The sequence below is a fragment of the Candidatus Cloacimonadota bacterium genome (genome assembly GCA_020532085.1).
Classification (GTDB): Bacteria; Cloacimonadota; Cloacimonadia; order Cloacimonadales; family Cloacimonadaceae; genus Syntrophosphaera.
Genome location: JAJBAV010000053.1, coordinates 1 through 10,723 on the forward strand (window position 1 = coordinate 1; position 10,723 = coordinate 10,723).

Annotated in this window: 6 protein-coding genes; all 6 read left to right on the forward strand. The window is 58.5% G+C overall.

Annotation, left to right across the window (positions count from 1 at the left end; translation table 11 throughout):
- Nucleotides 1-388: 388 nt before the first annotated feature.
- From LHW45_10285 to mfd, 6 genes are read left to right on the forward strand one after another with little or no spacing between them, the layout of a single operon-like run.
- A complete protein-coding gene (locus LHW45_10285; protein MCB5285959.1) occupies nucleotides 389-1,492 on the forward strand; it encodes an undecaprenyl/decaprenyl-phosphate alpha-N-acetylglucosaminyl 1-phosphate transferase in 1,104 nt (367 codons plus the stop codon).
- Complete coding sequence (locus tag LHW45_10290; GenBank protein MCB5285960.1) at nucleotides 1,489-2,952, forward strand: hypothetical protein; 1,464 nt, start codon at nucleotides 1,489-1,491, stop codon at nucleotides 2,950-2,952. Before LHW45_10285 ends, LHW45_10290 begins: the two co-directional genes overlap by 4 nt.
- Nucleotides 2,953-2,954: 2 nt before the next feature.
- Nucleotides 2,955-3,539 (forward strand): hypothetical protein, encoded by a 585-nt coding sequence (locus LHW45_10295; protein ID MCB5285961.1) that lies wholly within the window; start codon nucleotides 2,955-2,957, stop codon nucleotides 3,537-3,539.
- Nucleotides 3,540-3,549: 10 nt separating this feature from the next.
- Complete coding sequence (locus LHW45_10300; protein ID MCB5285962.1) at nucleotides 3,550-3,984, forward strand: hypothetical protein; 435 nt, start codon at nucleotides 3,550-3,552, stop codon at nucleotides 3,982-3,984.
- 6 nt (nucleotides 3,985-3,990) lie between these two features.
- Nucleotides 3,991-6,189: a UvrD-helicase domain-containing protein gene (locus LHW45_10305; protein MCB5285963.1), complete on the forward strand. Its 2,199-nt coding sequence runs from the start codon at nucleotides 3,991-3,993 to the stop codon at nucleotides 6,187-6,189.
- 7 nt (nucleotides 6,190-6,196) lie between these two features.
- Nucleotides 6,197-9,592 carry a transcription-repair coupling factor gene (mfd, locus tag LHW45_10310; protein ID MCB5285964.1) on the forward strand — a complete coding sequence of 1,132 codons (3,396 nt, stop codon included), beginning with the start codon at nucleotides 6,197-6,199 and terminating at the stop codon, nucleotides 9,590-9,592.
- Nucleotides 9,593-10,723: the final 1,131 nt, after the last annotated feature.

Consider the following 10,723-nt stretch of genomic DNA (forward strand, 5'->3'; position numbering starts at 1 on the left):
ACCACTTTCGACATCATCCACAACACGCAATTTGAAAGCCATGCTGTAACGATTTACGGGTTTCTTGTCTTCCATTTTTCTCACTCCTTTAAGTTGATGGATGTGTCAACTTTTTTAGGACGAGACACGGCTCCCAATATCAATACGGTATCAATACGGAATCAATACGGATGAAATCCGTATTGATTCCGTATTGATACCGTATTGATAATGGGAGCGGACTGAGGATTTTGGAGGGTTTCTGGTGGGCTCTTCCACCCATCAAGTTTGATGGATAACCATACCTGAAATCGGGGCAGGCCCTCCCAGGCAGCGGGTTTTCCCTTTTTGCATTGACAAAAAACAGCCTGCCAGGAATATTGAGAAATCTTAAAGATGGAGTGTGAACATGGAAAATAGGACATGGGAATACGTGAGCGTGTTCATTATGTCCTGGTTGCTCGTTTACGGGCTCACGCCTTTCATCATCAAACTTGCCAAGGCGCTGAACTTTGTGGACAAACCCGAAGCCAGAAAGATGCATCTCACCAGCGTCCCCTACATGGGGGGGCTGAGCGTGTTCATTGGCTTTTTCCTGCTCTGCATCTACGATGTAACGATCTCCGCCAACCGCAGCTTCGACCCGGCGATGCTGGGTTATCTGGGCGGCTCCTTGCTGATCATGCTGATCGGCCTCATCGACGACCGCTGCGGCATGAACCCCATCATCAAGCTGATCGGGCAGATCACCGTGAGCCTGGTCTTCATCCTCACGAACTTCCAGTTCCCGGAACTGCAAAACATGTTCGGTTCCTTCTACATTTCCCTGCCTGTGATGGTGGTATGGATGGTGGGGTTGATGAACGCGTTGAATTTTTTGGACAACATGGACGGCATTTTGAGCGGGATCGCGGGGATCCTGGGCCTGGGCTTTTTCGCCTTCAGCCTGGCCAACACCACCGGCTCGAACGGTGCGGAGATGGCCTTCATCGGCCTGATCTCGCTGAGTTTCGCGGGCAGCGCCCTGGGCTTTCTGCCCTTCAACTTCAACCCTGCCAAAATCTTCCTGGGCGACGCGGGATCGATGTTCATCGGCTATTTCCTCTCCTCAATGGGCATCCTCATGGCCCGCTACGCCGTGCTGACCAGGGAAAACAACGTTTTCTACCTGCTGCCCGTGCTGCTGCTCAGCTACGCCATTTTCGACATTTCCCTGGTGAGCTACACCCGCAAGCGCGACGGACGCCACGTGATGCAGGGCGGCAAAGACCATTCCACCCACCGCATCCACACCGCGCTCGGCTCCATCAAGATCACCGCCCTGATCATCTACGCCATCAACATCCTGATCGTGCTCACCACCATCATCATTTTCATCACCGGAAACCAGGTGCTGCTGCTGGTCTCCACCCTTATGCTGGCCACCTTTTTCATAGTCTTTGGCCGCAAACTGGACCAGATCCCCATCGTGGTGCCCAGCAACCAGCAGAAAACCAATAAAGTGGATAAATGAGCCTTTTTGCCGGAACAGAACCCATTGGCCGGAGCGCTTCGCGGGGCAAGTCAGCGGCCAGCCGCTGGCCGGTGCTGCTCACCCTGCTCCTTCTTCTCTTCACAAGCGCTTGTGAAATAAACAGATACAACAGCGCTGAGGATCATTATAACAACCGGCGCTACGCCGCCGCGATCCAGGAACTGGACGATTACATCAAGACCGGCCAAAACGGCGCCCTGATCACCCGCAGCGAGATCCTGCGCGGCCAATGCTATTACGAGCTGGGTCTGCTGGCCTTGCAGCGGGAAAGCTATGATCTGGCGATCAAGTTTTTCAAACTCTCCAATTCCCTGGAAGCGGACCAAGCCCTCGGCCGGATCTATCGCGACATCGCCGACAAAGCCCTGGAGCAGAACAACCGGCAGCTTTCGCTGGATTTTGTGAACGCCATCCTGCGCGAGATCCCCGGCTCGGAACTCACGGCGGAGATGCTGAACCGCAGGATCGGCTTCCGGCTGGACACCTTCATCGACCATGAAGGAGCCTGGCAGGATTACATGGACCTCTACGACAATTATCCCAACAACGCGTTTGAGGTGGCCGCCCGCAAACAGATCCTGCGCATCATCCCGGCCAAGGTGGATTACGCCCGCCGGCTCTACGGCTCCGGCTATTACAGCGAAGGCCTGCGCGTCTTGTTTGAACTGGGCAAATACCCCGTGGTGGAAAGCGCCGCCAACAACCAGATGATCGCCGAAGCCTATATCGGCCAGGCGGAGAGCTTTCTGAAAGGGCAAAACTATCTGGAGGCGGACCGCTTCTTCCGCATCGCCGTCCAGTATGACCCCGGCCAAAAAGCACAGGTGGACCGGCGCCTGGAACAGGTGGCCTCGCTCTTCATCAACCGCGGCAACGAACTGGTGGCCCAGCGCGATTTTGAGAACGCCCTCATCCACTATCAAAAGACCTACGATATCATTCCCGACTACGCCCTGGCCAACCAAGCCATTGCCCGCATGAACACCATCAGGGAAAACGTGGCCCGGGCCAGGGAGGTCCAGGCCCAGGCTGAAAAAGCCGAACTTTCCGGAAAATACACCGAAGCGCTGAACCTCTACCGCCAGGCCAACAACCTTGACGGCCGGCCTGAATTCAACACCAAGATCTCCCAAATGCAAAACCTCATCGCCGCCCAAGCCGATCCCGCCGCCTTCGCCCGCCGCGTGATCAACGAATACCGCGGCGGCATCCTCAACAGCCGCATCCAAAGGCAGAAGCAGGAATTGCTGCGGGCGTACAATCCCAACGAGATCCGCGATTCCGGCTGGAAGCTCATGATCTCTTCCGGCCAGTTCAAATATGAAGCCCGATACGACCTTGTAACTCCCACCATATCATACTATTATGTATGGCAAGTGAATCTGCGGGACCGCACCATCACCCCCCTCAACAAACTTTCTGAAAAACTGATGGAGTGAGCATGCGCAAGATCATCTTCACGCTTCTGCTCCTGATCCTGGCCACGGGCCTGCTGGCCCAGATCCAGTTCGACATCGAATCCTTCGCCGACAGCACCAAGTACGGCTGGAAGGATTGGCGCGCCCGTGCGGTTTACCGGGACGGACTTCTCGACCGGCAGGAAATGCTCCAGCTATATGAGATGGAATCCAGCTCGATCGGAAGCGCCATCCTCAAATCCGCCCTGGTACCGGGTTTTGGCCAGATCACCAGCAAGGCCGGCACCAAGGGTACCATCTTCCTGGGCGCGGAATTGCTCTCCCTGGGTGTTTCCCTCTACCTGTACGACCGCAGCAACTACTATTACGATCAATACCTCACCGCCACCCAGATCGACGAGATCCAGGAATATTACAGCCTGGCCCAGACGCCCAGATACTATTCCCTGCTCTTTTTGGCACTGGGGGTGGTGATCTGGGGCTATAACATCTACGACGTGATCCTCACCACGGACAGTTACAATGCCCAAGTCTGGCAGGAGATCTTGCAGAAATACGCAAAAAGAACCGTCAGCCTCGGTCCGGATGGGATCCGGGTGCGCTTTTAGGATGGCCCCGATGAAAACCAAACTTCTGCTTGCCGCTTTGGTCCTGCTGCTCACCGCGGCCTGCCTCAAACACAACAACCCCCTCGATCCCTACGACAATCCGGACATCATCGTGCCAGATCAGGTAAGCGGCGTGCAATGCTTTTCTTCACCAGCCGGCGCCATCGACAAATATGTTGAGGTGCGCTGGATCGCCAACCCGGCCCTGAACACCGATGGCTACTATGTTTTCCGGGGGCTGGCCTATAATTCGGATTATGCCGTGGTGGACTCTGTGGCCACCAACATCTGCAATCACGGTGCGGAGCCCTGGCATTCCGTGTTGCCAGGTGATTACTGGTACAAGGTTTCCGCGTTCAGGGATGTTTACGATGATTCCGGAACCTACCTGGGCAGGCTGGAAGGACGGCGCAGCGATCCCCGCTTCATCCGAGTTCCGGCATAACAGGGCATGCGAGAGGATTTTTCCCGGGAGCTGAACCCCCAGCAGCTCGGAGTGGTAACCGACACAGAAGGCCCGCTTCTGGTTCTGGCGGGTGCCGGCAGTGGCAAAACCCGCTCCATCATCTACCGCTGCGCCTGGCTGCTGAAGGAAAAACAGGTTCCGCCTTGGAACATCCTGGTGGTAACGTTCACGAACAAAGCCGCCCGCGAACTGCAGGAGCGCCTGCAAAACCTGCTCGGCTTTCCCGTCCGCTCGCTCTGGGTGGGCACCTTCCACCACGTCTGCTCGCGCATCCTGCGCAGCGAAGCGGCCTCCCTGCCCTTCGGGGCCAACTTTTCCATCTACGACCAGGACGACCAGACCTCGCTGTTGAAAAAGATTTACAAAGAGCACAACTTCGACAAGCAGAAATACCCCCTCCAGCGCGTGCTAACCCGCATCGGCCGCTACAAGAACCGCCTCCAGCTGCCGGAAGACCTGGCCCCGGCCATCGCCGCGGACAGCCGCGGCAAAAGCTGGCAGGACGATTTTGAAAGCGCCGTCCTGCGCATCTACACTCTTTATCAGCAGCGGCTGCTGCTCAACCAGGCCCTGGATTTCGATGACATCCTGCTCTACACCGCCAAACTGCTGCAAGGCAATCCCGCCGTCCGGGCCAAATACAGCCAGATGTTCCGCTATGTGATGATCGACGAGTATCAGGACACGAACCAGGCGCAGTTCGAGATCGTGCATCAGATCGCCAGGGACCATCAGCGCGTCTGTGTGGTGGGTGACGATGACCAGGCGATCTACAGCTTCCGCGGCGCCACCATCCGCAACATCCTGGAGTTTGAGCAGGATTACCGCAACGTCCGCTCCATCCGCCTGGAACAGAATTACCGCAGCACCACCAGCATCCTGGACCTTGCCAACGCCATCATCCGCCACAACCGCCGCCGCCATCGCAAAGACCTCTGGTCTGACCTTGGCCAAGGCGAAAAACCATGGCTTCTAAACCATCAAGACGAGACCGACGAGGCGAACCAAACCGCCCAGATGGTTGCCAAACTCCACGCGGAAGGCCTCCCTTACGGCCAAATAGCTGTTCTCTACCGCACCAACGCCCAATCCCGCGTGTTTGAATACGCCTTCATGCAGCAGGAGATCCCCCACGCCATCGTCGGCAGCCTTCATTTTTACCAGCGCAAGGAGATCCGCGATCTGCTGGCCTATCTGGCCGTGCTCTCCAATCCCGCCGACGCCGAAAGCCTGCTCCGCGTGATCAACGAACCGCCCCGCGGCATCGGCCAGACCACCGTTAACCGCCTTTTGGCCCATGCCGCCAGAACCCGCGGCACCCTCTATCAGGCATTGCAAAACTCCGCCGCCATCGACGAGATCGGCCCCGGACTCAAAAAGAAGCTGGGGGAATTTGCCGCCAAGCTGGATGACTGGCGCAAACTGGCCCGCGAGGCCCCCGTGCTGGAACTGGTGAAAGAGCTCATGGACCATCTGGACCTGGTCAACCTGTACAGGCAAAGCAAAGACCCCAAGGACATTTCCCGGGTGGAAAACCTGATCGAGTTCGTGAACTCGGTGAGTGAGTTTTCCGAACGCTGGGCCGAGGAGCACGACCAGCCGCCCCGGCTGGACGATTTTCTGCCTTTCGTTGCCCTGCAGACAGACATGGACAGGGTGGATGGCGGCGCCGACTCCGTGCGGCTGATGACCCTGCACAACGCCAAGGGCCTGGAGTTCGGCTGCGTCTTCATTGTGGGCCTCGAGGACGAGCTGCTCCCCCACCGCATGAGCATGGACAGCCATGAATCTATCGAGGAGGAACGCCGGCTCTTCTACGTGGGCGTCACCCGCGCCAAAACCAGGCTGTTCCTCAGTTACGCCAAATGCCGCCGCCTTTACGACACCTTTTATTACACCAAGCCCAGCCAGTTTTTGCAGGAACTGGACGACTCCCTCTTTGCCGGAAGCAACGATCAGGCCGACTTCTCCCCCGCCCCGCGGTCCCGCCCCAAAACCCGCCACAGGATCACGGAAAAGGACAAGCAGTTCCGCATCGGCCAGCAAGTCTGGCACTCCGAATACGGCCAGGGCATGGTGCTCAGCGTGGACGGCACCGGTCCCTCCGCGCGTCTCACCATCTCGTTCGCCAGCGGCAAGCTGACAAAGATCATCGGCACCTTTGTGAGTACAGAGCCGCTCTGAGCCTGGCATGACACTTTACGAAAAGATCCTCCCCTGGCTGGAACGCTCACCCTTATTTCAGGAACTGCCCTCCCTTCCCCTAAGTCCTGAACGCCACCAGCTCCATCACCTCAACCAGAGCGCCCGGGCCCTCGCGGCGGCGCATCTTTGGGCCAAGACCGGAAAGGACATCCTGATCGTTTCGCAGGACGACATCATCGCCGAAGACATCTGGGACGACCTCTGCACCCTGATCGGCGGCGCCAACGCGCATTACCTGCCGGATTACGAGATCCTGCCCTATGAGGAACGCTCGCCCCACTATTCCATCCGCGCCACCAGGATGATGTGCCTGCACAACGTCCTGGAGCCGGAACCGGCAGTTTACAGCCTCTCCGTGCGCGCCCTGCTGCGCTGGCTGCCGCCGCTTCAGAACATCGCCCGCCACGTGAAAACCCTGCGTCCGGGCATGGAATACCCGCCTGAAGAGCTGATGCGCGACCTGGTCTATATGGGTTTCGACGTGGAATACCAAGTGAACAAGGTTTTCCAGGTGGCCCGGCGCGGCGGGATCATGGACATCTTCAGCCCGCCCGGCCTCAAGCCGGTGCGCGTGGAATTCTTCGGCGACGAGATCATCACCATGCGCCATTTTTCTCCCAACACCCAGCGCTCGGAGCCCGGGGAAGTTCCCGTTTACACGGTGATCCCGGCCCGTGAATTCTGCCTGGACGACGTTCGCGCCACCTCCCCGCTGATGGCCAAAATAAAGCACACCGGCTTCTACGAGGGCATCGAAAACCAGTACAGCCTGCTTCTGGACGAACTTTGCACCTTTGCCGATTATTTTCCTCCTGAAGGCAGGCTGCTGCTCTTTTCAAACTACATCTACGTTCACGAGGAATTTGAGCAGCTGGCCGAGCAGGTGCACAGCCAATACCGCCGCGAACTGAAAAATACCACCAAAGCCAAGCTCAGCCCGCCGGAAAAAGTATTGGCCGGAGAAGCCAAACTGCTGGAACTCTGCCGCCCCGGTGGCGCCATCTTCCTCTCCCAGAGCGAATTCATCCTGCCCTTTCCCACCCAAAACCACAAAGCCTCCTCCGAACCCCAACCCGGACTGAACGGAGATCTGTCTTTGCTGGCCTCGTCCCTAAGGCAGATGAACACGGAGGGCGTCGATCCCGTTTTGCTCTTCGACAACCCCAGCCAGTCCAAACGCATGCACGAGCTGCTGGCTGATTTCGGCGCCGATCCGGACAGCCACATCGGCGTGCTGCACGAAGGTTTCAGCTTGCTGGACTGCGGCCTGGCCCTCTGGACGGACCACGAGATCTTCAACCGCTACCGCCGCAAACGCTATGCCCCCAGATTTTCGCCCGGCGAGGAGATCGTGGACTACGAAAGCCTCAAGCCCGGCGACTACGTTGTCCACATTGATCACGGCATCGGCATCTTCGAAGGACTGCAGATCATCAAGCTGGACGGCCAGTCCGCCGAATGCCTCACTCTGCGCTACGCCGGCGACGACCGCGTTTATGTGCCCACCTGGCAGCTGAAGCTCGTATCCAAATACGTGGCCGAGGAAAGCGCCGCCCCCACCCTCAGCCGCATCGGCAGCGCCAGGTGGCAAAACACCAAACGCAAAGCCACCGAGCAGATCGAGCTCATCGCCGCGGACATCGTGAAGCTCTACGCGGAGCGCAGTTCCCGAGTGGGAATCGCCCACCAGCCTGATTCCGACTGGCAGAGGGACCTCGAGGGATCGTTCATCTACGACGACACGCCAGACCAGGTGCGCTCCACCAACGAGATCAAGGCGGACATGGAAAGCCCGGCCCCGATGGAGCGTCTGCTCTGTGGCGATGTGGGTTTCGGCAAAACCGAGGTGGCCATCCGCGCCGCCTTCAAGGCCGTCTGCTCGGGATATCAGGTGGCCGTGCTCGTTCCCACCACCCTGTTGGCGGAACAGCACTGGCGCGTCTTTCGCGAACGCCTGGCCCAGTATCCCGTGCGCGTGGCCATGCTGAGCCGTTTCCGCAACAACGCCCAGATCCATGCCGACGTCTCCGGCATCCTATCCGGGAACGTGGACATCGCCATTGGCACGCACAGATTGCTTTCCAAGGATATCAGCTTTCCCCGCCTCGGCCTGCTGATCATAGACGAGGAACACCGCTTCGGGGTGCGCCACAAGGAACGCCTGCGCAAGCTGCAGTCGAACGTGGACACCCTCTACATGAGCGCCACGCCCATCCCCCGCACCATGAACATGGCTCTCGCCCGCCTCAAGGAGATATCCCTGATGCAGACTTCGCCGAAGGAACGCCTGCCCATCCGCACCATCATCACCCCGCGCGACAGCGAGGTGATCCGCGACGCCATCCGGCGCGAGATCGACCGCGGCGGCCAGGTTTTCTTCATCCACAACCGGGTGCAGACCATTGAGACCGTGGCCGAGGAACTGCGCGGGCTGATGCCCCAGGTGAAGTTCATCGTGGGCCACGCCCAGATGCCGGAACGCCATCTGGAAGAGGTGATGGACGCCTTCATCAGCCGTGAGTTCCAGGTGCTGATCTCCACCACCATCGTGGAAAACGGCATCGACATCCCCAACGCCAACACCATCCTCGTCGATCGCGCCGACACTTTCGGCCTGGCCCAGCTTTACCAGATGCGCGGACGCGTGGGACGCTCCAACCGCCGTGCCTACGCCTACCTGCTAATCCCCCGCGGCACCACCGAAGTGGCCCGCAAACGCCTCGAAGCCCTCACCCAGTACGATTACCTGGGCGCGGGATTCCAGGTGGCCCTGCGCGATCTGGAGCTTCGCGGCGCCGGAACCATCCTCGGCACCAAACAGAGCGGTATCATCCAATCCATCGGCTTCAACTATTACAACAGCCTCCTGGAACGCGCCATCACCGCCGTCCAGAGCGGTGGCAGCATCCGGGGCGAACTGGAAACCCCGCAAACCCGCCGCAAACTCACCACCGAGATCGACCTCTATTTCCCCCCGGAATACATCACCGACGACGAACAGCGCCTCTCCATCTACCGTCGCCTGAGCGGATTTGAGGACCTGGCCGAGATCTCCGATTTCGAATCCGAACTGCTTGACCGCTTCGGACCCCTGCCCGAAAAAGCCGACTGGCTGCTGATGTATTTCAAACTCAACATTTTGGCCAAACAGGCCGACCTGCTCAACTGCCACGTGCGCCACCACACCCTCACGCTGGAATTCAAACCCGAACTCCTTCCCCCCCGCGACAAGGTGCTGCGCTTCAGCTCCAAAGTGAAGCAGGAACTTCGCTTCGACGCCGCCAAGGGCCTCAAGGTTACCATCAGCCTGGATAAGAACATGGCCTACCGCGACCAGTTCGCCGAAGCCCTGCGCCTCCTTGACCTCTACGTCCAGTCCTGATCACACGCCCCACCCAGCGGCAACATCAACTGCAGCCGTGTCACCCCCAGTCCCACTGTGTCATTCCGGGGTGGGAGTATTGGTTTAACAGGCACCATTTTGGGAATGGGGTTTGCCGGGAGGACAACAGACGGAAGGCGGTGGCTTCAGCCACCGTTCCCGGGCATCAGCGGCGAGGGAGAGACGATCTCCGGCGGTTTCAACCGCCGGCTGACGCCCATGCCTGAATCCGGTGAACAGGCCGCAAACGCTGCCTCCGGAGGCCGTGGAGGGCGTATCACTGGGTGTTATGCCGGTGCTTGAAAGCACCGGACATCTTCTTTTTGTGGGTCGGGCACGGGCGGTGTACGGTGGCTGAAGCCACCGCCTTCCATCTGTTGTCCTCCGGACAAATCCCAATCCCAAACGGGGCCGATCCAGACACAGTCTGAATCGATACCCTCCCAAGGGACATTGCCCGTGAGGCCTTGATTCCGGGCCCCTGCGTGCTGGTGCACGGGTCCGGGAATGACAATGAGGCCGAGCCTTCAGATGTGAGCCCCCGGGTGTTTTTATCTCTTCTCAGGACTTCTCAGGTCTTCGCAGAGGGGTGAGAAGACCTGCGAAGACCTGAGAAGACCCGAGAAGGACTGGAAATCCTGGCTGTTTCAGCCCCTCAGTTCATAAACCTGTCACGGGGCATGGAGTATCTAAACAGGTGTGGCCGGTAACGCCCATATACATATCTGGCAAAAAGTTGGGTTGTAATCAGGCCCTGCCCCACCCGCCTCCGAAAGCTCCATAAACGCGTTCTCAGGCGCTCCTGGGGCCTGTTTACGACTGTATTGATCACCCCTTCCGTCTTGTCCCGGAAACCGCTTTCACGAACCCCAAAACCCGCCCCAAACCTCATCCCATTCACATCCCAATAACATTCCGTTTACTTCCCCTTGGCTGGGCGGGAACTCAGGGGGAGGCTAGTGAGAGGCGGAGCGGAGAAGGAAAATGGGGGAACGCCGGAATGATTTTAAGGCATCCCCCCAAAAAAGTGAGTGTCAGGAATTGCAGTAGTCCCTATAACAAGAGAGTATGGCATTATTTTGTCCACCGATTTGTGATTTCCGGAGCCATTTGGCCATTTGTCCTCAAAGT